The organism is Streptomyces sp. NPDC051677, from assembly GCF_044453465.1.
Classification (GTDB): Bacteria; Actinomycetota; Actinomycetes; order Streptomycetales; family Streptomycetaceae; genus Streptomyces.
On record NZ_JBITCT010000079.1, the window covers coordinates 1 to 21,284 of the forward strand.

The 21,284-nt window shown below is 70.6% G+C and carries 18 protein-coding genes and 1 pseudogene; 13 read left to right on the top strand and 6 right to left on the bottom strand.

Annotated elements, in window-relative coordinates:
• Both ACIBAF_RS45725 and ACIBAF_RS45730 read right to left on the bottom strand, forming a co-directional pair.
• Positions 1–310, bottom strand: a pseudogene (locus ACIBAF_RS45725) (fuconate dehydratase); the annotation flags it as partial.
• A gap of 20 nt (positions 311–330) precedes the next feature.
• Positions 331–1,182: a fumarylacetoacetate hydrolase family protein gene (locus ACIBAF_RS45730; RefSeq protein ID WP_399472148.1), complete on the bottom strand. Its 852-nt coding sequence runs from the start codon at positions 1,180–1,182 to the stop codon at positions 331–333.
• Positions 1,183–2,038: 856 nt separating this feature from the next.
• On the opposite strand from ACIBAF_RS45730, the gene ACIBAF_RS45735 reads away from it, so the two are divergent.
• The 5 genes from ACIBAF_RS45735 to ACIBAF_RS45755 all read left to right on the top strand — a co-directional run bounded on the left by ACIBAF_RS45735 (position 2,039) and on the right by ACIBAF_RS45755 (position 8,240).
• Positions 2,039–3,088 (top strand): sugar ABC transporter substrate-binding protein, encoded by a 1,050-nt coding sequence (locus ACIBAF_RS45735; protein WP_399472150.1) that lies wholly within the window; start codon positions 2,039–2,041, stop codon positions 3,086–3,088.
• Between the two features lie 113 nt (positions 3,089–3,201).
• A complete protein-coding gene (locus tag ACIBAF_RS45740) occupies positions 3,202–4,782 on the top strand; it encodes a sugar ABC transporter ATP-binding protein (RefSeq protein ID WP_399472152.1) in 1,581 nt (526 codons plus the stop codon).
• Between the two features lie 2 nt (positions 4,783–4,784).
• Complete coding sequence (locus tag ACIBAF_RS45745; protein ID WP_399472153.1) at positions 4,785–5,828, top strand: ABC transporter permease; 1,044 nt, start codon at positions 4,785–4,787, stop codon at positions 5,826–5,828.
• Positions 5,829–5,919: 91 nt separating this feature from the next.
• Entirely contained in the window at positions 5,920–6,621 is a 702-nt protein-coding gene (locus ACIBAF_RS45750; RefSeq protein WP_399472154.1) for a FadR/GntR family transcriptional regulator, read from the top strand.
• A 203-nt stretch (positions 6,622–6,824) separates the two neighbouring features.
• Positions 6,825–8,240 (top strand): phytoene desaturase family protein, encoded by a 1,416-nt coding sequence (locus tag ACIBAF_RS45755; RefSeq protein WP_399472156.1) that lies wholly within the window; start codon positions 6,825–6,827, stop codon positions 8,238–8,240.
• A 50-nt stretch (positions 8,241–8,290) separates the two neighbouring features.
• Here ACIBAF_RS45755 and ACIBAF_RS45760 read toward each other — a convergent pair whose 3' ends face one another.
• A complete protein-coding gene (locus ACIBAF_RS45760; RefSeq protein ID WP_399472158.1) occupies positions 8,291–8,938 on the bottom strand; it encodes a tetratricopeptide repeat protein in 648 nt (215 codons plus the stop codon).
• A 176-nt stretch (positions 8,939–9,114) separates the two neighbouring features.
• Here ACIBAF_RS45760 and ACIBAF_RS45765 point away from each other — a divergent pair, with 176 nt between their 5' ends.
• Positions 9,115–9,591, top strand: coding sequence for a 4-oxalocrotonate tautomerase family protein (locus ACIBAF_RS45765; protein ID WP_399472159.1), 477 nt, complete (start codon positions 9,115–9,117; stop codon positions 9,589–9,591).
• Positions 9,592–9,593: 2 nt separating this feature from the next.
• Here the strand turns inward: ACIBAF_RS45765 and ACIBAF_RS45770 are convergent, their stop codons facing one another.
• Positions 9,594–10,178 (bottom strand): TetR/AcrR family transcriptional regulator, encoded by a 585-nt coding sequence (locus ACIBAF_RS45770; RefSeq protein ID WP_399472161.1) that lies wholly within the window; start codon positions 10,176–10,178, stop codon positions 9,594–9,596.
• Positions 10,179–10,252: 74 nt separating this feature from the next.
• Between ACIBAF_RS45770 and ACIBAF_RS45775 the strand changes: the two genes are divergently transcribed.
• The 5 genes from ACIBAF_RS45775 to ACIBAF_RS45795 all read left to right on the top strand — a co-directional run bounded on the left by ACIBAF_RS45775 (position 10,253) and on the right by ACIBAF_RS45795 (position 15,546).
• Positions 10,253–11,296 (top strand): AraC family transcriptional regulator, encoded by a 1,044-nt coding sequence (locus tag ACIBAF_RS45775; RefSeq protein ID WP_399472163.1) that lies wholly within the window; start codon positions 10,253–10,255, stop codon positions 11,294–11,296.
• 56 nt (positions 11,297–11,352) lie between these two features.
• Positions 11,353–12,876 carry a flavin-containing monooxygenase gene (locus tag ACIBAF_RS45780; protein WP_399472165.1) on the top strand — a complete coding sequence of 508 codons (1,524 nt, stop codon included), beginning with the start codon at positions 11,353–11,355 and terminating at the stop codon, positions 12,874–12,876.
• A gap of 2 nt (positions 12,877–12,878) precedes the next feature.
• Complete coding sequence (locus ACIBAF_RS45785) at positions 12,879–14,096, top strand: serine hydrolase domain-containing protein (RefSeq protein ID WP_399472167.1); 1,218 nt, start codon at positions 12,879–12,881, stop codon at positions 14,094–14,096.
• A gap of 35 nt (positions 14,097–14,131) precedes the next feature.
• Positions 14,132–14,455: a putative quinol monooxygenase gene (locus ACIBAF_RS45790; RefSeq protein WP_399472169.1), complete on the top strand. Its 324-nt coding sequence runs from the start codon at positions 14,132–14,134 to the stop codon at positions 14,453–14,455.
• Between the two features lie 71 nt (positions 14,456–14,526).
• Positions 14,527–15,546: a zinc-binding dehydrogenase gene (locus ACIBAF_RS45795; RefSeq protein ID WP_399472171.1), complete on the top strand. Its 1,020-nt coding sequence runs from the start codon at positions 14,527–14,529 to the stop codon at positions 15,544–15,546.
• Positions 15,547–15,979: 433 nt separating this feature from the next.
• On the opposite strand, the gene ACIBAF_RS45800 is transcribed toward ACIBAF_RS45795, so the two are convergent.
• Both ACIBAF_RS45800 and ACIBAF_RS45805 read right to left on the bottom strand, forming a co-directional pair.
• The gene (locus ACIBAF_RS45800) at positions 15,980–17,203 is read right to left on the bottom strand and encodes an MFS transporter (RefSeq protein ID WP_399472173.1); all 1,224 of its coding nucleotides are present in this window, start codon (positions 17,201–17,203) and stop codon (positions 15,980–15,982) included.
• Positions 17,204–17,294: 91 nt separating this feature from the next.
• Positions 17,295–18,035: a hypothetical protein gene (locus ACIBAF_RS45805; protein WP_399472175.1), complete on the bottom strand. Its 741-nt coding sequence runs from the start codon at positions 18,033–18,035 to the stop codon at positions 17,295–17,297.
• Positions 18,036–18,150: 115 nt separating this feature from the next.
• Here ACIBAF_RS45805 and ACIBAF_RS45810 point away from each other — a divergent pair, with 115 nt between their 5' ends.
• Entirely contained in the window at positions 18,151–19,062 is a 912-nt protein-coding gene (locus ACIBAF_RS45810) for a LysR family transcriptional regulator (protein WP_399472177.1), read from the top strand.
• 449 nt (positions 19,063–19,511) lie between these two features.
• Positions 19,512–21,158 carry a streptophobe family protein gene (locus ACIBAF_RS45815; protein ID WP_399472179.1) on the top strand — a complete coding sequence of 549 codons (1,647 nt, stop codon included), beginning with the start codon at positions 19,512–19,514 and terminating at the stop codon, positions 21,156–21,158.
• The last annotated feature ends 126 nt before the right edge of the window (positions 21,159–21,284 follow it).

Consider the following 21,284-nt stretch of genomic DNA (forward strand, 5'->3'; position numbering starts at 1 on the left):
GCAGTTGGCTGTCCCCGATCAGGTCGCGGCTGAGCGAGCCCGGGTCGGCGCACAGGTCGTCCACGGACCGCCCCAGGACGTGCGGGCGCAGCGCCCCGATCGCGGCGACCTGGACGTCGTTGCCGCGTCCGATGGTGAAGGTGAAGCCATGGCCTTCGAGCCCGTCTCCGGCGTCTGTGCGCAGCACCACGTAGGCGGCGGAGTAGTCGGGATCCGGGTTCATCGCGTCGGAGCCGTCCAGTTCCCGCGAGGTGGGGAAGCGGACGTCGAAGGCGTCGACCGCGGTGATCCGGGCGGTCCGAGCGGAGATTGCAGTCAAGGGAGTGCCTTTCACGCTTGGCCGAAGGTCTGGCGCTGCCCGCCGAGCCCGTCGATGGAGAGTTCGACCGTGTCGCCGGGGCGCAGGTAGGGGGTGCCCGGCAGGCCGAGGGCGACGCCTGCGGGCGTACCGGTGTTGATCACGTCGCCCGGCTCCAGGACCATGTACCGGCTCAGGTACGACACGAGGTGGTCGACCGGGAAGATCATGTCGCTGGTGTGGCCGTCCTGCCGCTGCACGCCGTTGACGCTCAGGTGCAGTCCGAGATCCTGCGGGTCGCCGACTTCGTCGGCGGTGACCAGCCACGGTCCGAGCGGGTTGAAGGTCTCGCAGGACTTGCCGAGGTCCCACTGCGGTGAGTACTCCAGCTGGAACTCGCGCTCGGAGACGTCATGGCTGATCGCGTACCCCGCGATCACGTCCTGGGCGGCGGCCGGCCCGTCGAGGTAGCGGGCCCGGCGGCCGATGACGACCGCGAGCTCGACCTCCCAGTCGGTCTTCACCGAGCCGCGCGGGACGAGCACCTCGTCGTACGGACCGACCACCGTGCCCGGGTCCTTCATGAACACCACCGGACGCGGCGGGATCGGCGCGCCGGTCTCCTCGGCGTGGTCGCGGTAGTTCAGACCGACGCAGACGATCTTGCCGGGGCGGGCGACCGGGGGGCCGATCCGCAGACCGTCCGCATCCAGCTCGGGCAGCCGGCCCGCGGCCACCGCCGCCCGCGCCCGGTCGACACCGTCCCCGGCGAGGAAGGCGCCGTCGATGTCGGAGGCCACGCAGGACAGATCCAGCAGCCGACCGTCGTCGGTGCGGACAGCGGGCCGCTCCTCGCCGGGCGCGCCGACTCGTAGCAGTTTCACTGGGAGCTCCCTTGCCATGGGTGGTTCGTGAGGGGGCGATCGGCCGTACGGGCTGCGCCGCCATCAGCGCCCTGGGCCGGACCGTGCGGGAGGACTTCGATCGCCCTCCACAGTCATCGGAGGTATGGCGGCACGGTGACTGTAAACCGCAGGAAGGCCGACTGACAACGGAGACCTCGGATGTATGTGCCCGTCGCAGTAGTTCCGGCCCATCTGAATGGTTGAAATGCGCTGATGTCGCCGTGGAGCAGGGTCGGATGCGACTCCTTCCTCCGATGAATCCGGAGAGCGCTCACGCAGTCGTCGTCCCTGATGAGAGTGGGATGCGTCTGATGGATCTCCTGGTTTCGGAGGGACCGGCGCCTCGTCGCGCGCTCCTGGCGAGCCGTCGCCGAGCGTCCCGATGGGGGTGCTGTTGCCGAATTGTGAGCTGTTGCCGCGCACTGGTCGGCACCCCAGGGAAGAGGCATAAGCCCAGGTGGAAAGCGGATGTAACGACGATCAAGGGCACCTGGGCGGGCCCGTGGTCTCCCGCGGCCCGATGTCCCGCAAATCCATGGGGGCTGACTCTTGTCAACGCCGGCAACGCCGTCGTAACGTCCTCGACGTCCGAGATACATCGGAGGAATGGCCGCACGATCCGGTGCCCGCATTCGACTCGCCCCGTGCGGCCGTTCGGCCTTCCCGTCCCTCTGGCTGACCCTCGCTCACGCCCCGTCCGACGCGGTCCGCACGTGCCCTGTGCCGGATCCGCAGCCTGCCCGGCCGGCAGCCTCGTCCTTCCCCCGCAGGCGAGCACGCCACCCTCCACCGTCGCCCGGCGGCTCCCCGCCCTGCCTGAAGAGAGAACACGGTCATGAAGCTCGCTCGCCCCCGCTCCACCGCCGCAGCCGTCACTGCCGTCCTCGCGGCGATGTCGCTCGCCACCGCGTGCAACCGCGACGGTGCCGACGCGGTCGGCTCCAGCAATGACAAGCCGGCCATCGGGATCGACCTGCCGCGTTCCGACTCCGACTTCTGGAACTCCTACGCCCAGTACCTGAAGAAGGACATCACGACGGACGGCGCCAACGCCCTGCCGTTGAGCAACTCGCAGAACGACGTCACCAAGCTGGTGGCCAACGTGCAGGTGTTCCAGAACACGGGGGCCAAGGCCGTCGTCATGGCGCCGCAGGACACCGGCGCGATCGCCTCCACCCTGGACACCCTGGCGTCGAAGAAGATCCCGGTGGTCAGCGTCGACACCCGTCCCGACAAGGGCGACGTGTACATGGTGGTCCGGGCCGACAACCGGGCGTACGGCACGAAGGCCTGCGAGTTCCTCGGCAAGCAGCTCGGCGGGAAGGGCAAGGTCGCCGAGTTGCAGGGCGCCCTGGACTCCATCAACGGACGCGACCGCTCCGAGGCCTTCGCCGCCTGCATGAAGCAGAAGTTCCCCGGCATAACGGTGTTCGAGCTGCCCACCGACTGGAAGGGCGACGTGGCCTCCGCCAAGCTGCAGAGCCTGCTCGCCCAGCACCCCGACCTGAACGGCGTCTACATGCAGGCCGGCGGCGTCTTCCTGCAGCCCACCCTCGCACTGCTGGAGCAGAAGAAGCTGCTCAAGCCGGCCGGCCGGCCGGGGCACATCTCGATCATCTCCAACGACGGCATCCCGCAGGAGTTCGACGCCATCCGCAAGGGCCAGATCGACGCCACCGTCTCCCAGCCCGCCGACCTCTACGCCAAGTACGCGCTGTACTACGCCCAGGCCGCGGCCGAGGGCAAGACCTTCAAGCCGGGTCCGACCGACCACGGCTCCACCATCATCAAGATCCCGAACGGCCTCGAGGACCAGCTGCCCGCGCCCCTGGTCACCAAGGACAACGTGGCCGACAAGGCCCTGTGGGGCAACAACATCGGCTGACGGCCGGCGGCTCCCGCCCGCCGCGAGGAGAGAGAGGGGCTGTCCCCTCTCTCCCCAGCGCGTCACACCCCGCTTCCCTGCCCCACCTCCGCACACGAAGGACGGTATCCACCATGGCGGACACCGCGACCGCCCCGGCGACCGGCCCCGAGCGCCCGGCCCCGGTGGCCGAGGCGACCGGCATCAGCAAACGGTTCGGCGCGACCGTCGCCCTGCGCGACGCACGCATCAGCATCGCAGCGGGCGAGTCGCACGCCCTGGTCGGCCGCAACGGCGCCGGCAAGTCGACGCTCGTGTCCATCCTCACCGGCCTCCAGCAGCCCGACACCGGCTCCCTGCGCTTCTCGGGCGAGCCGGCGCCGTCCGTCGGCGACATCGACGCCTGGCGCTCCCGCGTCGCCTGCGTCTACCAGCGCTCCACGATCATCGGTGAGCTGACCGTCGCCGAGAACCTCTTCCTGAACCGGCAGAGCGCCGGAGCGGTACAGCCCATCCGCTGGAAGCAACTCCGCCTGCGCGCCGAGGAGTTGCTCAGTGAGTACGGCGTGGCCGTCGACCCCGCCGCGCGGGCGAGGGACCTGACCGTCGAGCAGCGGCAGTTCGTGGAGATCGCCCGGGCGCTGTCCTTCGGCGCGCGCTTCATCATTCTCGACGAGCCGACCGCGAAGCTCGACGCCCGCGGCATCAGCCGGCTCTTCGGCAAACTCCGTGACCTCCGCGACCAGGGCGTCGCCTTCCTCTTCATCTCCCACCACCTGCAAGAGGTGTACGACCTCTGCACCACCGTCACGGTCTACCGCGACGCGGCCCACATCCTCACCGCGCCCGTGGCCGAACTCGGCCACCAGAGCCTGGTGGAGGCGATGACGGGGGAGTCCGCCTCCTTGGGCGGCGCCGTCGTGAGCGGGCCCTCGGCGGGGGCCGGTGGCGCGGAGCTGCTGGCGATCGACGGCCTGACGCTGTCGGACGCCTGCCAGGACCTGTCCCTGTCGGTCCGCTCCGGCGAGGTGGTCGGGCTCGCCGGAGCGACGGCCAGCGGCAATGTGCAGGTGGGCGAGGCGGTCGCCGGTCTCCACCGGGCCGAGGACGGCAGGATCTCGGTGGGTGGCAGAAACGTGCGCACCGGCAGCGTGCCGTCCGCCCTCGCCGCCGGGGTCGGCTTCGTCCCCGAGGACCGCCACCTCCAGGGGCTGGTCCACAACCGAAGTGTGGCGGAGAACGCGACGCTCACCGTCACCGACCAGCTCGGTCCGTTCGGCACGGTCCTGCCCGCCCGCACCAAGGCCTTCGCCCGGCACATGATCCGGGATCTCGACATCAAGACGCCGGGGGCGGCCACCCCCGTCTCCGCGCTGTCCGGCGGCAACCAGCAGAAGGTCGTCGTCGCCCGGGCGCTGGCCACCGACCCGCGCGTCCTGGTCGCCGTCCGGCCCACCAACGGCGTGGACGTCAAGTCCAAGGAGTTCCTGCTCGGCAGGATCCGGCAGATCGCCGACGGCGGCAAGGCCGCGCTGATCGTCTCCGACGAACTCGACGACCTCAGGGTGTGCGACCGCGTCGTCGTCATGTTCCACGGCCGGGCGGTCGCCGAGTTCGACCGCGGCTGGAAGGACGAACACGTCGTCGCCGCCATGGAAGGCGTCGCCACCACCATCGCATCCACCGCACCCGGCACCGACGAGCACGGAAGGTAGTCATGTCCGCCACCACAGATCTCACCGAGCCCACCGCGAGCACGGCGGAGCCGGCCGCCGCGGACACCGCCCGCCGTCGGGTCGACCTCGGCCGCTTCCGTGAACTGTCCCTGGTCCCGGCCATCCTCGTCCTGATGCTGATCGGGTTCATCGTCTCGCCGGCCTTCCTCACCGCCGACAACCTCATCGGCGTGGCCCAGCAGTCCACCGAGCTGAGCCTGCTCGTCCTCGCCACCACCTTCATCCTCATCAGCGGACGGATGGATCTGTCCCTGGAGTCGACCATCGGCGTCGCTCCGGTCATCGCCGTCTGGCTCGTACTGCCCTCCAGCGGCGGCCGGTTCAACGGCCTCGGCCTGTTTCCCGAATGGACGGCGGTTCCGCTCTGCCTGCTGGTCGGCGCGGCGATCGGCGCCGTCAACGGCTTCCTCATCCTCAAGCTGCGGCTCAACGGCTTCATCGTCACGCTCGGCGCCCTGACCATGCTGCGCGGCCTCCAAGTCGCCCTGTCCGAGGGCCAGTCCATTGTCGAACTGCCCTCCTCCTTCACCTACCTGGGCAAGGCGTCCTGGCTGGGGATGCCCGCCGCGATCTGGGTGTGCGGGCTGCTCTTCGCGATCGGCGGCAGCGCGCTGGCCTGGCTGCGGCACGGGCGGGCGCTGTACGCGATCGGCGGCAACGCGGAGGCCGCCCGCACCGCCGGCATCCGCGTCGACCGGATCGTCTGGGTCGTCCTCATCATCGGCAGCCTGCTCGCCGCGTTCGCCGGCATCCTCTACAGCGGCCACTACGGCTCCATCTCCGCCACCCAGGGCAGCGGCTGGATCTTCCAGGTCTTCGCCGCGACGGTCATCGGCGGGGTCAGCCTCAACGGCGGCAAGGGCTCCGTCTTCGGCGCCCTCACCGGCGTCCTCACCCTCCAACTGGTCGTCAACGTCATGACCCTGGCCGGCGTGCCGCCGCTGTGGAACCAGTTCCTCAACGGCGCGATCATCATCGTCGCCCTGGTCATCTCCCGCTTCGCCTCCGGCGAGAAGCAGGAGTAGACGCCGGCCCACGGCGGCTCCGCCCGGCGCCCGGAGACGGACCGGGCGGAGCGCGACGACCCCCACGCACTCCGTACAGAGAGGCACCCTCGTGGCACTGACCGACGAGGCGATGGACAAGATCAAGGCGATGATCGTCGCCGGGGAACTCGCGCCCGGCTCCCGCCTGCCCAGGGAGGAGGTCCTCGCCGGACAGCTCGGCCTGTCCCGCAGCTCGCTGCGGGAAGCCGTCCGGGCCCTGACCGCCATGCGGATCCTGGTCACCCGGCAGGGCGACGGCACCTATGTCTCCAGCCTGGAGCCCCACCTCCTGCTCGAAACGCTGTCCTTCGCCGCCGACGTCTCCCAGGGGCGTACAGCCCTGCAACTGCTCCAGGTACGCAGATTCCTCGAATCCCAGGCGACCGGACTGGCCGCGGCCGTACTGCAGCCGCACGACCTGAAGGAACTCCGCGACATCCTCGACCGCTGCCGCTCCGCCGCCACGGTCGACGAGTTCGTCGCCCACGACATCGCCTTCCACCTGCGCATCGTCGAAGCCGTCGCCAACCCGGTCCTTTCGATGCTGCTCCAGGTGCTCTCCACCCGCACCCAGCGGGTACGCATCGTCCGAGGCAGCCGCACCCGTGATGCCCTCGACAGTGCCCACCAGGACCACGAGGAGATCCTCCGCGCCCTCCAGGCACGCGACGCGCTGCTGGCAGCCTCCGCCGCGACCGTCCACATCACCGCCGTCGAGCAGTGGCTGGCGACCAGCCTCAGCGACGACCCCCTCCGCCCGATCGACTGCTGAGACCTTCCCGCCGGCCGTGCCGACCTGTGTCCTTCCCGGTCCTCGGAAACCTGCGCACGGACCTGGTGTGAGCAGTCGTCGGCGCGGCGCGAGGAGACACAGCAGCCGGCGCAGCAGGAGTCGGTGGGCGACCCGGCAGACTCGTCCCAAAGCCGGGAAGCCGGGAAGCCGGCAAGCCGGGACGACAGGAAGAGCGGGACGACATGAGTACAGCGACCGTGGTCGGCGCCGGACCCAACGGCCTCTCCGCCGCCCTCACCCTGGCTCGGGCGGGCGTCCAGGTCACGGTGCTGGAGGCGGCCGACGAGATCGGCGGTGGCACCCGCTCCGGTGAGGCGATCCTTCCCGGGCTGCTGCACGACCACTGCTCCGCCGTCCACCCGATGGCCGTCGGATCCCCCTTCCTGCAGAGCCTCGGCCTGGACCGCTACGGGCTGAAGTGGGCGTTGCCGGAGATCGACTGCGTCCATCCGCTCGACGGCGGTGCGTCCGGGGTACTGCACCGCTCGGTCGCCGACACCGCCATGGGTCTCGGCGCCGACGGCCGACGCTGGCGACGCCTGTTCGAGGGCCCGTCATCGTCGTACGACACCCTGAGCGACGACATTCTCGGCCCGCTGCTGCGCATTCCCCGGCACCCTGTGCGCCTCGCCCGGTTCGGCCTCCCTGCACTGGCCCCCGCGTCGCTGCTGGCGAAACTGTTCACCGGCGAGGAGGCCAGAGCTCTGTGGGGCGGGGTCGCGGCACACGCCTTCCACCCCCTGAACCGTCCGCTCAGCGCAAGCATCGGGCTCGGCATCCTCACCGCCGGGCATCGGCACGGGTGGGCCGTCGCGGAAGGAGGTTCGCGCCGCATCACCGACGCCATGGCGGCACTGCTGCTCGACCTCGGTGGAAAGATCGAGACCGGCGTTCGGGTGCGGTCGTTCGCCGATCTGCCGCCCGCGGGCGTGACGGTCTGGGACGTGGCGCCCACCGCCCTCGTCGACATCCTGGGCGATCGGCTGCCGTCGCGGGTGGCCCGGTCCTACCGGCGGTTCCGGTACGGACCGGGGGCGTTCAAAGTCGACTTCGCGGTCGAGGGAGGAGTCCCCTGGACGGCCGAAGCGGCGCGGCGCGCCGGCACGGTGCACGTCGGCGGCACGTTCGCCGAGATCGCCGCCACCGAGCGGGAGATCCACGCCGGACGGATGCCGGAGCGGCCGTTCGTCCTGGTCGGGCAGCAGTATCTGGCCGACCCGACACGTTCCGTCGGCGGAGTGCACCCCCTGTGGACATACGCCCATGTCCCGAACGGCTACTCGGGCGACGCCGCCGAGGCGATCATCGCCCAGATCGAGCGGTACGCCCCCGGGTTCCGCGACCGGATCATCGGCGCCACGGTGCGCACCCCGGACGGGTTCGCCGCCTACAACCCGAACTACGCCGGCGGGAACATCATGACGGGCGCCAAGGACATCCCTCAGCTGATCGCCGGTCCGCGCCTCACCCTGCAGCCCTACGACACCGGGCTGCCCGGCCACTACCTGTGCTCCGCGGCCACCCCGCCCGGCCCCGGCGCACACGGAATGTGCGGTGCCCATGCCGCCGCACGCGCCCTGCGCCACCTGCGCGCGTGACCTGAGATCAGGTCGACACGTGGCTGTGACCAGCACCTTCCCATCAGATCCTAGGAGCGGATGAGCGTGCGGGCCTGCTCGATCCACCCGGACACCGCCTTGGCGCCGCAGCTCTCAGCGACCGACTGGGCCTCGTCGAGGTGGTGGAACGCCGCCGAGGGGTCACCGGCTTCGGCCGTGAGGTAGGCCAGCGCGACCAGGCCGGCCGCTTCCCCGGGCCTGAAGCCGATCTCCCGGCGCAGTGTCACCGATTCGGTCAACCGCTCACGGGCCTGATCGAATCGGCCTGCGTCCCTGTCGGCGAAGCCGAGATGCCGAACCGCATAGGACATCGTCATCCGGTCATCGACGGATTTCGCCAGCGCGTACGACCGCTCGAAGTACGGCGTGCCCGCGGCGCCGTCGCCCTTGACCACCTGGTGCCAGCAGCCGACCCAGAACAACGCGTCCGCCTCACCCGACGCGTCCCCCAGACGCTCGTACAGCTCGGCGGCCCGCTCGAACAGCACCAGTTCCTGGCTGTTCTCTTCCCGGTCGTTCAGGAAGCGGACGTGCAGTACTTTGCCCCGCGCCATGGAAAGCGGCGCCTCGACGGAGTCCAGCACGTCATCGGAGCGGTCCAGCGCGGCCGTGTCCCCGCCGAACATCGCCGCTTCGAACAGCTCTCCCGCACGTTCGATCCAGTCCTGCCCTTGCATACCGCTGCCCCTCCCCCTTGGACGATGACAGCGCCGAGGCTATCTCCCCACCCCTGGCGCAACGCGGGAATTCTGCACCACGCCCGGCGGCTACCGGCGCACGGCCCAGGTGGCTATGACAGTCGTTATAGGTGAGTGTAGGCTGCGCTCTATAGCGACTGTCATAGGAGGATGCCGTGACCATCTTGACCGTGAACGCGCCGACGGGGCGTCTGAGCCTGGAGCAGCGCCGTGAGCTGGCCGAGACGCTGACGGACGCGGTGCTGGTGCCCGAGGTGGGGCAGCACGCCCCGGCCGCCCGGGTCGGGTTCCAGGTCCACTTCGTGGAGCGTGAGCGGGACATGATGGCCATCGGCGGCCGGCTGCTGGCGGACGCCGGCCCGGAGCTCGACGTGATGGTGATCGACATCGCGGTCATGGACGCAGCCTGGCAGCCCGCGGTGCGGGCCGAGGTCATCGAACGGGTCCTGGCCGCGCTGGCCGCGGCCTACGGGCTGGAGAAGCCGTCGCCGGCCTGGTGGGTCAACTTTCGGGTGATCGACGAGGGCAGCTGGGGCTCGTCCGGGGGTGTGCTGTCGATCCTGCCGCTGCTGGAGAGCGGGGTGTTCACCGAGGAGCGGGTCAAGGCGGTCCGCGCGGCGCTGGGGGCGTGAGGTCAGTCCTTGATCGCGGCGAGGATCAGGGCCTGCAACTGCTCTGCTGTGTCGTCGAGGGGCTGGGGGCTGCGCTTGGCGCGACACATGGCCACGGTCCCTTCGACCGCCGCGACGATGAGCGTCGCGAGCTGAGCCGCCTGCCGCGGCTCGGCGCCGTGCTCGCGCAGCGATCCGGCCAGCAGGCTCTCCCACTCGGTGAAGACGTCGGCGGCGGCCAGGACAGCTGCCGAGGGCTCATCGGCCGGGGGCTCCTCGACGGAGACGGCCAGGACGGGGCAGCCGGCCCGGAAGTCGCTGTCAACGACGATCTTGCGCCACAGGGCGAGGAAGGCGCGAAGTCCGGCGACCGGTCCCGCCTCCAGTTCCTTGCGCAGACTGCCGGCGGTCCATGCCCCTGTGTAGCGGACGGCTTCGGTGACGAGCTGCTGCTTGCCCTCGGGGAAGTAGTGATACGTCGAGCCGAGCGGCGCCCGGGCGTGCTTGGCCGTCTCGCGGATGCTCGTGGCGTTCAGCCCGCGCCGACTGATCATGTCGGCCGCACCGGCCACGATCCGCTGGCGCACCGTCGCACTGGACTTGGTCACGGACGAACCCCTCTCAACCCCCTGGCTATAACGTCCGTCATATTCTAGTGTGAAGCAAACCTATGGCGAGTGTCATGCAGATGGAGATCCGGGCCGCTGCGATCCGGGGCATCGATCGTCTGATCGACAATCTCGGCGGCGACGGGGCGGGGCTGCTGGCCGAGTTCGGCGTTTCGCCGGGCGACCTGGATTCCGATCACGGGCTGTTGCCGACGGTGACGGCTGGACGGATCCTGCGCCGCGCCACCAAGACACTGGACTGTCCGGATCTCGGGCTGCGTCTGGCCGCGTACCAGGACATGTCGATGCTCGGCCCGCTGGCCCTGGCGGTCGGCAACTGCGACACGGTCGGAGAGGGCCTGGACTGCGCGTCACGGTTCCTGTTCGTGCACAACCAGGGCATTCGCCTGTCCCGTGCGGACGATCCCGAGCGCTATGCGGGGGTCGGGGCCGTCGAGTACCGGATGCTGCATCCGGACGCTCCGTACGAGCCGCAGACGATCGACGCGGGGCTGGGTCTGCTGCACCGCAATCTCATCACGATGAGCGGCGGATACGAGCTGCTCGGCGTCTACCTGCCCCATCCGCCGCTGACGCATGAATCGGTGTACACCGAGTTCTTCGGTGCGCCGGTCCATTTCGACACCGGTCGCGCCCTGCTGCGGGTGCCCACGAAGCTCTTCGCCCAGCCGATGTCGACTCCGGTCAACCCCGAACTGCGGCGCATGGTCGTGGAGTACCTGGAGGCGCACTGCACCGATCCCCGCGAGAGCGTCACAGCCACGGTGCGGTCGGCGGTCAGCCGCGCTCTGGGCACGGTCCCGGCGCGGATCGATCTGGTCGCGCAGTGGCTGCACATGCATCCGCGCACCTTGCAGCGGCGGCTGGCGCAAGAGGACACCTCCTTCCAGGCGATCCTCGACGACGTCCGCAAGAACGTCGCACACCGGCTGCTGACGGGGACCGACATGCCCTTCTCCCAGGTCGCGTCGCTGGTGGAGCTGGCCGGTCAGGCGGCCCTGACCCGAGCGGCGCGCCGCTGGTTCGGCAGAACGCCGACGCAGGTGCGTCGTGACGCCAGGTGCACGCCATCGTCACCGGGTGTCGTGCAGAGTTAAATTTTTGTCGCGCAGAGTCAAGCAGGGCCGTTCAGCCGCTTCGATACTCGGGTGCCATGACCAGTTCCCCGCTCCCCGCCTCGCTGCCCGCCCATGTCGATGTCCTGATCGTCGGCGCGGGGCTCTCCGGCATCGACGCCGCGTACCGGGTGCAGTCGCAGTGCCCCGACCGGTCGTACGCCGTGCTGGAGGCCCGCGAGTCCCTGGGCGGGACGTGGGATCTCTTCCGCTACCCGGGGGTCCGCGCCGACTCCGACATCTACACGCTCAGTTTTCCGTTCCAGCCCTGGACCGGCGAGAACTCCATGGCCGACGGGGACGAGATCCTCGACTACCTGCGGCGCACCGTGGAGGAGTTCGGCATCGACCGCCACATCCACTGTTCCACGAAGGTGGTCGCGGCCGACTGGTCGAGGGAGACGGCCCGTTGGACGGTGACCGTCGAGCGGAGCGACGGCGCTGACGAGCCGCGACGGTCCACCATGACGTGCACCTTCCTCTACATGTGCACCGGCTACTACGACTACGAGCGCGGCCACGACCCGCAGTTCCCGGGCATCGAGTCCTTCGCCGGCACGGTGGCGCATCCGCAGTTCTGGCCCGAAGGGCTCGACCACACCGGCAAGCGTGTCGTCGTGATCGGCAGCGGCGCGACCGCGATCACGCTGGTCCCCGCGATGGCCCGCGACGCGGCGAAGGTGACCATGCTGCAGCGCACGCCGACCTGGATCGGCGCACTGCCGCGGAAGGACCGGTTCGCCGCCAGGGTCCGGCGGCGGCTGCCCGCCGGACTGGCGCACCGGGTCGTCAGGGCGCGCAACGCCGCCTACTCCAACGCCTTCTACCACTATTGCCGGCGCTTCCCGGACCGGGCGAGGGCGCTGCTGACCGGGGCCGCCGCGCGGCGGATCGGCGAGGAGGCGGTGCGTGAGCACTTCACCCCGTCGTACGCGCCGTGGGACCAGCGGGTGTGCATCACGGCCGACGCGGACCTGTTCAAGGCGATCAGGCGCGAGGAGGTCGACGTCGTCACCGATCACGTCGACAGCTTCGTCGCCGAGGGCGTCAGGCTGCGGTCGGGCCGGGTGCTGCCGGCCGACATCGTGGTGACGGCGACCGGGCTGCGCATGCTGGCGTTCGGGCACATTGCGGTCAGCGTCGACGGCGAGCCGGTCGAGCCCGCACGTCACCTGCTGTGGCGGGGCGCCATGCTCAGCGACGTGCCGAACTTCGCGCTCTGCTTCGGCTACGTCAACCTGTCCTGGACGATGCGGGCGGATCTCACCGCGCGGCTGGTGTGCCGCATCCTCAACCACATGCGCCGCGCGGACCTCGCTGCCGTCACCCCGCCCGCAGAGCCCGGTGTCCGGGAACAGCCCATGATCGAGCTGGCGTCCGGCTACGTCCAGCGGGGTGTGCAGAGCTTCCCCCGGCAGGGCCACCGCGCCCCGTGGCGGATGCGCCAGACCTATCTGCTGGACTCCGCCGACATCGCGCGCGCCAGCCTCCGCCGAGAGCTGCGCGGTGTGCCCCGCGCATCGGTGCGCCCGGCCGGCGACGGCATCCGGACGGGAGGCTGACCATGGCGGATCTGCACGGAGTGTGCGACGAGCGCTTCGCGGAGGTGGCCGCGCGGCTGTCCGAGAACCTAGACACAGGCGACGAACTCGGCGCGTCGATCGCGATCACGGTCGAGGGGGAGCCGGTGGTCGACCTGTGGGGCGGATGGGCCGACCAGGGCCGTACGGCGCCGTGGCGGCGCGACACGATCACCAACGTGTGGTCCTGCACGAAGACGGTCACCTCCCTGGCGGCGCTGCTGCTCGTGGAGCGGGGGCTGCTCGACGTCGACGCCCCGGTGGTCCGGTACTGGCCGGAGTTCGCCGCGCGCGGCAAGGAGGGCGTGCTGGTCCGGCACCTGCTGTCGCACACCTCCGGCGTCTCGGGGTGGGACCGGCCGGTGACCGTCGCCGACGTCCGTGACACACCCGCGTCGACGGCCCGTTTGGCCGCGCAGGCGCCGTGGTGGCCTCCGGGCACGTCGTCCGGCTACCACCTGCTCAACTACGGTCATCTGGTGGGCGAGTTGGTCCGGCGGATCGACGGTCGCACCCTGGGAGGGTTCGTCGCCGAGGAGATCGCCGGTCCGCTCGGCGCCGACTTCCACATCGGTCTGCCGGACTCCGAGTTCCCCAGGGTCGCCGATGTCGTACCGCCGCCGTTCCGGTCGAGTGATCTCGCCGGCGCCGATCCGAACAGTGTGGCGATGAAGACCTTCACCGGTCCCCTGGGCGGCGCCGAGGAGTCGTGGCGCCCGGAGTGGCGTCGCGCGGAGATCGGTGCCGCCAACGGGCATGGAAACGCCCGGTCGTTGGCCCGGATCCACTCCGTCGTCGCCTGCGGCGGCACGCTCGACGGCGTACGCCTGCTGTCGCCGCGGACCATCGACCTGATCTTCAGTGAGCAGACCGACGGGCCGGACCTGGTGCTCGGGGCGCATCTGCGCTTCGGCATCGGATTCGGACTGCCGTCCCCGGCGGTGCCGTATCTCCCGCCGGGTCGGATCTGTTTCTGGACCGGATGGGGCGGATCGGTGGTCGTGATCGACGCCGAACGCCGGGCCGCGATCTCGTACGTCATGAACAACATGGGCGTCGGCCTGCTCGGCAGCGACCGCACGACCCAGTACGTCGAGGCCGCTTTCGCAGCCCTGAATCGAAGGTGCGCTGGTGGCAGCGGCCGACCCACCCGGACATCAACGAACGCCGTGGTGAACAGCGGTCCGCGCCATCTGCCATAGTTATAACGAGTGTTATATCGAGAGAGGGGCAACCCATGTCCGAGCCGGTAGTCATGGTGGCGACGATCGTCGCGAAGCCGGGCCAGGAAGAGCTGGTCGAGAAGACGTTCAAGGCGGCGATACCCGCGGTGCACGCCGAACCCGGATGCCTGCTGTATGCGCTGCACCGCAAGGCGGGCGCCACCGGCGAGTTCGTCATGATCGAGAAGTGGGCCTCGCAGGAGGCGCTGGGCGCGCACATGAAGGGCGCCGCGATGCGGGAGATCGGCACCGCCCTGGCGCAGGCACTGGCCGGACCTCCGGACGCCGTCTTCCTGGACGCGATCCCCGCCGGCGTCCCGGACTCCGGCGCCCTCTGAACGAACGCGGGCACCGGGCCGACGGACCTGCCGCTCGACCCGAGACCCCCACGCAACCGAGGAGCTTTCCCATGAAGAGCCTGATGTTCGTCGCGCCCGGACAGCTGCGCTTCGACGAGGTCGACGCCCCCACCGTCGTCGAGGGCACGGACGCGCTGGTGCGCCCGCTCGCGGCCACGACGTGCGATCTCGACCACCATGTCATCGGCGACAAGACGCCGTTCTCCGGATTCGGCCCGTTCCCGCTCGGCCACGAGTGCGTGGGCACGGTGGTCGAGGTCGGCCCCGACTGCACGGACGTCGCGGTCGGCGACGTCGTCGGCGTCGCCTGGCACATCGCGTGCGGCACCTGCGCGCAGTGCGCGCTCGGACACCCCGCCCGCTGTCTCCGCCACGGCGACGCCCAGTACGGCCTTCCGGTGAACGGGGCCTGGGGCGGCTGCTTCGACGAGCTCATCCGCGTTCCCTACGCCGACTTCAACCTCGCCAAGCTGCCCGCCGGGGTCGACCCCGTGCACCTGGCGTCGATCGGCGACAACCTCGCGCTCGGCTGGGAGACGGTGATGCCGACCGTCGCCGGGATCGCCGACCCGAAGATCGCGGTCTTCGGCGGGACCGGCTCCATCGGCCTGTACTGCGTCGACGTCGCGGTCCACTGCGCCGGCGCCCGCACCGTGTACTACGACGACGACCCGGTCCGGATGAAGGTCGCCGAACAGCTCGGCGCCGAGGTCCACGACGTCCACGGCAAGCGCGAGAAGGACTTCCACCTCGCCGTGGACGCCAGCTGCGACCCCGAGCGGCTGCGCAAGGCGCTGCTGTCGGTCATGCCCGAGGGCTACGTCAACAGCGTCGGCATCTACTTCGACGACGTCCAGCTCCCGCTGCTCGCGCTGTACCAGCGCGGCGTCCACTTCCACAACGGCAAGGGCCACGCGCGGCCGAACATGACCCCGACCCTGGAGGCGGTGGCCGCCGGCACGCTCCACCCCGAACTGGTCACCAGCGGCATCTACGGCTGGGACGAGATCCCCGACGTGCTGACCTCCGACCGCCCCGGCCACAAGCCGATCTTCATCCTGGAGAGCTGAGGCGCCAAGACCAGCGGTCCGTCATGGTTCGGGGGCCGGTGGGACCGGGCCCCGTTCCCCCGCAACAGGCTGACCCGCACATGCCCCCTCACCGACCGGCCGCCCAGCGGGGCCCATCAGTACGGGGTTGAACGCTGACGGGCCGCCCCAGGGCGCCCACGCGGCAGCCTGGGCCGCTGCCGGACCAGCCTCCCCGGCTGTCCGGGCTGCTGTGCTGGCCCGGGGGCGGGCGGAGACGACGACGTTGCGGCATCCGCGTCGCCCTGAACCGCCGGGCCACCTCCCTGTCGCCGGCGGCCCCTGCCTCGATCAAGTCAGCTGCGGCGAGCCGGACTTGCTCACGCCGGCCGTTCCTCGGCCGTCAGCCCACCGCCATCGGCGGGGCTTGGGTTTGGGCCGGCCTCCGCACGTGCTCTGACCGGCGGCGATGCGGCTAGCTCAGGACCAGAACGGTCGCCAGGGCCGGGCCGAGGGCTCCGCCCATGAGGTAGCCGAGCTGGAACAGGCCGATGCCGGTGGGGCGTTGGCGGTCGGGGACGGCGGAGGCGGCGGCCATGGACTGGGTGGCGTTGGCGCCGGTGGCACTGAAGACAGCCAGGCCGATCGCGGCGAACAGCACGATCGCACTGTGGGCGAAGACGGCCGCCACCGCGGCGCACGCCCCGATCGTGAGCAGGATCGCCCGCACCGTGGTCCGTCCCAGGCGCGCGGAGGCGGCGGCGAAGACGAGCGTGCACACCGACCCGGTGATCATGGCGATCATCTGCCCCGCGGCCACCGAGCCCGTCGTCCAGCCGGCCCGGTCGGTGATCAGCCGTGGGATCGCGAACAGCAGGGTGAAGTACGACGCCGACAGCACGAGGGCGATCAGGACGGAGCTGCGGAACAGTGGGGAGCGCAGCGCGGCTGCGGGAACGTAGCCCTCCGGACGGCGCCGAATGTGCAGGACCAGGAGGGCGGTGGCGACGGCCGCCACGGTCAAGGCGGGCAGCGGGTTCGACGGGAGCAGGACCAGGCCGCTGGACAGGCCCGCCAGCAGCACCGCGCCGCGGGCGTCGAAACGGCCCTCGGCCGGCGGTGTCCGCGTGGCGTGGCGGCTGACGGCGGGGACGGCCGCCAGGGTGACCACCAGGATGGACAGCGCCGCCCGCCAGGAGGCCGCGTCGGTGAGGCGCTCGCCGAGCAGCGGCCCCACCGCGCCGAGCATTCCGGACCCGGCGCTGATCACGCCCATGCGGCGGGCGGTGCCGGCCAGGTTCATGGCGATGGTCATCATGCCTGCGCCGCCCGCCGCCTGGCCGGCCCGCCCGACGAGGGTGAGCGGCAGCCACGGGGATACGGCCACCAGCACGGTGCCGACGGCGACGAACGCCGCACTGGCCCACAGCGCGGTGCGTGTGCCGCGCCGCCTCAGCAGCGTCGCGATCAGCGGCGTCGCGACGGCCAGAGTCAGCGCGAACACGGTGACCAGCCACGATGCGGTGGCAGTGGTGATGCCCAGCGACCGGCTCATGTCGCCGAGGATCAGGACGGCCGCGTTGTTGGCGGCTGCCACCGGCGTGGCGAGCAACGCCAGCCAGAGGATGGGGACGCGACGTGAGGATCCGCTCACGGCGGCGGGTGCGCGCGTGGCGGTCACCCCGGGGATGGTGGACATGGCCCTTCCTGTGCCGGTGGTCTGTGGGAATCGGGGGCGAGAGCGGACCTGACTGGCTCATGCCGGCGTGCTCACCCCTTGCGCGGGTGGGTCAGTTCGCGGGCACGGCGGCCAGCATCCGGGGCACGTCCCCGCCGAAGTCGATCCAGGGGTTCGTCCCCAGCGCCTCCGCGCCCTCGGCGCCCGGGGCGTCGTAGCGCATGACGAACTTCTCAGGGCCGTGGGCGTACGCCACGATCAGGCCGTGCTCGGCGTCCAGGAAGGCGCCGTGCGGCCGGATGCCGGGATAACTGATGCGCCAGGCCGGGACGCCGATGTCCACGGCGCCCACCGACAGCTTGGCGATGACGCCGTCGGGAAGCCGGTAGAACCACGTCATGGGGCCACCGGAGACCACGGTCATGACCTCGTCTATGCCGACACCGTCGGCGGAGGTGTTGACGTGAAGCCTGCCGAAGCGCGCCTGGACAGCGTGCCGGGCGGCGGTGTCCATCGCCTTCAGGTCGTACACCTTCGGGTACGGCGGAACATCGTGCTCCGAGGTGTTCAGGAACCCGCCGCGAGGGGCTTCGGGCGTGCGGCCGGCCAGCTCGACGTGCTCCAGGAGCTCCTCCCGCCCAAGGCTGAACAGCGAGATCAGCTCCGCCTGTTCCGCTTCCCGCAGCGCCCGGATCCTGGAGGCCTCCAGGATCGGCTGGGCTTCCGCGGGAACGGGGACCTGGCCGGCGTGGACGCCCACGGCGCTCAGCACCTGATTGACGGCCTCCACGCCGATCGTGGCCGGCCGCGCGTCGGAGTAGGAGAGCCTCAGGCCCTGGTCATCCTTCGTCATGTCTGGTCTTCCTTGGTGTGAGGTGCACTAGAGCGAGCGCTGCACTGTCACTTCGACCCTCCATCATCACTGTCACTTATGGAAATGCTTTGTATGCATCCGTATTATTCGCGGAATGGATGAACTGAGCCGGATCGACCTCAACCAGCTCCTGACGCTGCATGCCTTGCTGGCCGAGAAGCACGTCACGCGAGCCGCTGGGAGGCTGAACAAGAGCCAGCCGGCCGTCAGTCACGTGCTCGCGCAGTTGCGGACGCAGCTCGGTGATCCTCTGTTGGTGCGGCACGGCGGCCGCATGGTCCTGACGGCGCGTGCCCAGGCGCTGGTGCAGCCGCTGGAGGACGCGTTGATCCGTCTGACCGAACTGCTGAGGGCGCCCGACTTCGACCCGTCGCTCACGCGCCGACGGTTCCGGCTCTCGCTCTCGGACTACGCGTCGCGCATCGTGCTGCCCCCGCTCGTGCGGCATGTTCGCAGCAAGGCGCCCGGCCTGGACCTGGCGATCAGTCAGGCCAGCCGGGAGGCGATGCTGGCGCAGCTCACGGACGGCGAGCTCGACCTTGCGCTGGGAATCTTTCCGCGCCCGTCCGAGGACATCGAGGTTCAGAACCTCTTCGAGGAAGGGTTCGTCAGCCTGGCGGACAAGGCCGTACTGCCTGCACAAGGAGATCTGTCGCTGGAGGAATGGCTGGAACGGCCGCACATCATGCTGGCCCTGCGCCCCGACGCGAACGACGAGATCGAGACGGCTCTGGCCGCGCGGGGGCTACGGCGGCATCTCGCCGTGACCTTGCCGCACTGGAGTGCGGCGGTGGATCTGCTGGAGGGCACCGATCTCATCCTGACGGTCGCCGGTCGAGCGGTGGGGCCGATGCAGCGGCACAGGGCGTTGCGGAAGTTCAAGCCGCCTCTGGACCTGCCCCGGTTCGCGTACCAGCAGGCGTGGCACGTTCGGCGAGCGAACGATCCGGCCCATCGCTGGCTGCGTGAGGCCGTGGCGGCATGCAGCGGACCAGGCATGACATGAACCCTGGGACGCATGTGCTCTTCGCGATCACAGGGATTTGCGGTACTCACTCCATCGACGATAGGAAACACTTGTTTCCTAAGGGGCGAGTGTCCATCATCGGACCATGGAGCTGAGCTTGCCCGAACCCGGCCAGGACCGCCGCGTGCGCAGCCGGAAGGTCGTGTGCCGGCAGTTCGGCGACCGCGACACACTGCTGCTGGAGGCCGGACTCGACCTCGCCCGGCACCCCTCAGGTTCTGGGAACTTTCTGAGAGCCGGGTCGCGACCTCGGATGTACACGCTTCCTGACCTGCGTCGTACTGCCGTCGATTCTCAGAGACCTCCCAGAACCTCTCGGGAACGTCGGACCCGCGACCGCCAGTGTGTGCGAGTCCACTGGCACGCGGCGCCCTCCTCTCCCTGTTCGGCGCCGCGTTCTCCTCGCGAGCGAAGCGGAGTGTTCCTGAATGGCTGCCACCACGACCCACCTCCAGGCCGGGCCCGGCTCCGGTCAGCGGTCCCAACCGCGCACCGCCCCGGTACGACTGATCGGCTCCTGGCAGAACGCGTGGGAAGGGGCCGGGTCCGTGCTGTGTGCGGTGGTCGCCATGGCGGCGCTGTCCGCGCTGGCGCTGGCGCTGCTCGGCGCGGGGTCCTACGGATCGCTGTGGTCGTTGACGATGGCCGTGACGGCCATGGCCGTCGGCGGCTCGCTCAGCGCGGATCCGGCCGCGTCCTCGGACACCGGAGGGATGGGTGGTCTGGCCTCCCTGTTCGGTGGCGGTGGTGGCGGCATGGGGCCGTCGATGAGCGGTGCGGCCGATGTCATGCCGCTGGGCGTCACGCTGGTCGGCGCCGTGGTCCTGTGGGTCGCGTTCTCCTGGCGGCTGCGCCAGGGGCGGCAGCGGCGGTTCACCGGTGGTGAACTCGTTGTACGGGCGGCGGGGGCGGGAACCGCGGCCCTGGTCCTCCTCATGATCGTTGCAGGCCTCGCACGGGGAACCGCCACCATGCCCGCGTCGGCGATGGCCGGGATGCGTGGAAGCGGCGGCGACCAGTCCGCCGGGGGGCTCGGCGGCGCGGGCGGCGGCCTGGGCGAGCTGTTCGGCGGAGGCGGTGGCCTCGGTGGCGAAGGCGGTGGCCTGGGCGGTCTGCTGGGTGGCGGTGGTGGCCTGGGCGGAGGCGGTGGTCTCGGCGGTCTCCTGGGCGGCGGCGGGGGCGGGGGTGGTGGCCTGGGTGGTCTCCTCGGCGGTGGTGGTACGGCGGCCCAGCCGGCGATGACGTATCACGTGGGCATGGGGTCGGCGGGCCTGGGCGCGGTGCTGTGGGTTGCTGTCGTGCTCGCAGTGGGCTGCTTGATCAGCCGCCGGGTGCGGCTCCCGCTGGGCGGTGCGTTGGACGGGCTGCGCGGCACCTGGGGACCGAGCCTGTCGGCCGTCGTCCGCACGGTCCTCGTGCTGGCGGCCGTACCGCTGCTGGCCATCGGGTTCGTCGGCGCGGTGGTCGGTGACCGGGTCGGCTCGGTGGCGGGTGGCACCCTGTTGCTCGCCCCCAACGCCCTGTTCGCGATCCTGACGCTGGGCGTCGGTTCCTCGTGGACGGCCGCGGTCCACCAGGTGCAGAGCGACAGCAGCAACCCGCTCGCCGCGATCATGGGTGCCATGGGTGGTGGTGCGGGTGGAAGGGCCGGCAGCCAGCAGCCCGACCGTGTTGAACCGCTGGGGTCGCTGTCGGTGGGTGGCTGGCCGCTGTGGCTCATGGCCCTCACGGTGTCCGGCCTGATCCTCACCGCCTGCGCCTACCGTGCGGCCCGGACCACGCGCTCCGGCCACAAGCGGCCGATGCTTCCCTACCGGGGCCCGTTGTCCGGGCACCTCGGCATGGCCGAGCGGCTCGCTGTCGTCACGGCCGTCGTCCTGGGCGCGGGAGCCTGGACGGTGGGGGCGTCCGGGCACTTCGGCGTCAGCATGTTCGGCAGTGAGATGGGCGGAATGCAGGCCGAACTGAGCGGCAGCGTGCTGCGGACGGTCGTCTTCGGGCTGCTCGTCGGCGGTCTGGCCGGGTTCGCCGGGAGCCTCTTGTCCGAGGTGCGTGGTCGCCGTGGGCCGCGGTGACCACGGGCCGGGTGACCGCGGGCCGGGTGACCGCGGGCCCGGTGGCCGTGGGCCGGGTGACCGTGGGCTTTACTCTGCGAGAACACCCGCTTTCGTAGGCTGCCCGGCGGGATCCCGGGCGCCGTG

Coding starts and splice junctions, on each gene's coding strand:
- ACIBAF_RS45790 (WP_399472169.1), top strand. CDS start 14,132: ATGTCCGAGCCGGTAGTCATGGTGGCGACGATCGTCGCGAAGCCGGGC.
- ACIBAF_RS45735 (WP_399472150.1), top strand. CDS start 2,039: ATGAAGCTCGCTCGCCCCCGCTCCACCGCCGCAGCCGTCACTGCCGTC.
- ACIBAF_RS45760 (WP_399472158.1), bottom strand. CDS start 8,938: ATGCAAGGGCAGGACTGGATCGAACGTGCGGGAGAGCTGTTCGAAGCG.
- ACIBAF_RS45755 (WP_399472156.1), top strand. CDS start 6,825: ATGAGTACAGCGACCGTGGTCGGCGCCGGACCCAACGGCCTCTCCGCC.
- ACIBAF_RS45785 (WP_399472167.1), top strand. CDS start 12,879: ATGGCGGATCTGCACGGAGTGTGCGACGAGCGCTTCGCGGAGGTGGCC.
- ACIBAF_RS45800 (WP_399472173.1), bottom strand. CDS start 17,203: ATGTCCACCATCCCCGGGGTGACCGCCACGCGCGCACCCGCCGCCGTG.
- ACIBAF_RS45780 (WP_399472165.1), top strand. CDS start 11,353: ATGACCAGTTCCCCGCTCCCCGCCTCGCTGCCCGCCCATGTCGATGTC.
- ACIBAF_RS45815 (WP_399472179.1), top strand. CDS start 19,512: ATGGCTGCCACCACGACCCACCTCCAGGCCGGGCCCGGCTCCGGTCAG.
- ACIBAF_RS45740 (WP_399472152.1), top strand. CDS start 3,202: ATGGCGGACACCGCGACCGCCCCGGCGACCGGCCCCGAGCGCCCGGCC.
- ACIBAF_RS45805 (WP_399472175.1), bottom strand. CDS start 18,035: ATGACGAAGGATGACCAGGGCCTGAGGCTCTCCTACTCCGACGCGCGG.
- ACIBAF_RS45795 (WP_399472171.1), top strand. CDS start 14,527: ATGAAGAGCCTGATGTTCGTCGCGCCCGGACAGCTGCGCTTCGACGAG.
- ACIBAF_RS45775 (WP_399472163.1), top strand. CDS start 10,253: ATGCAGATGGAGATCCGGGCCGCTGCGATCCGGGGCATCGATCGTCTG.
- ACIBAF_RS45810 (WP_399472177.1), top strand. CDS start 18,151: ATGGATGAACTGAGCCGGATCGACCTCAACCAGCTCCTGACGCTGCAT.
- ACIBAF_RS45745 (WP_399472153.1), top strand. CDS start 4,785: ATGTCCGCCACCACAGATCTCACCGAGCCCACCGCGAGCACGGCGGAG.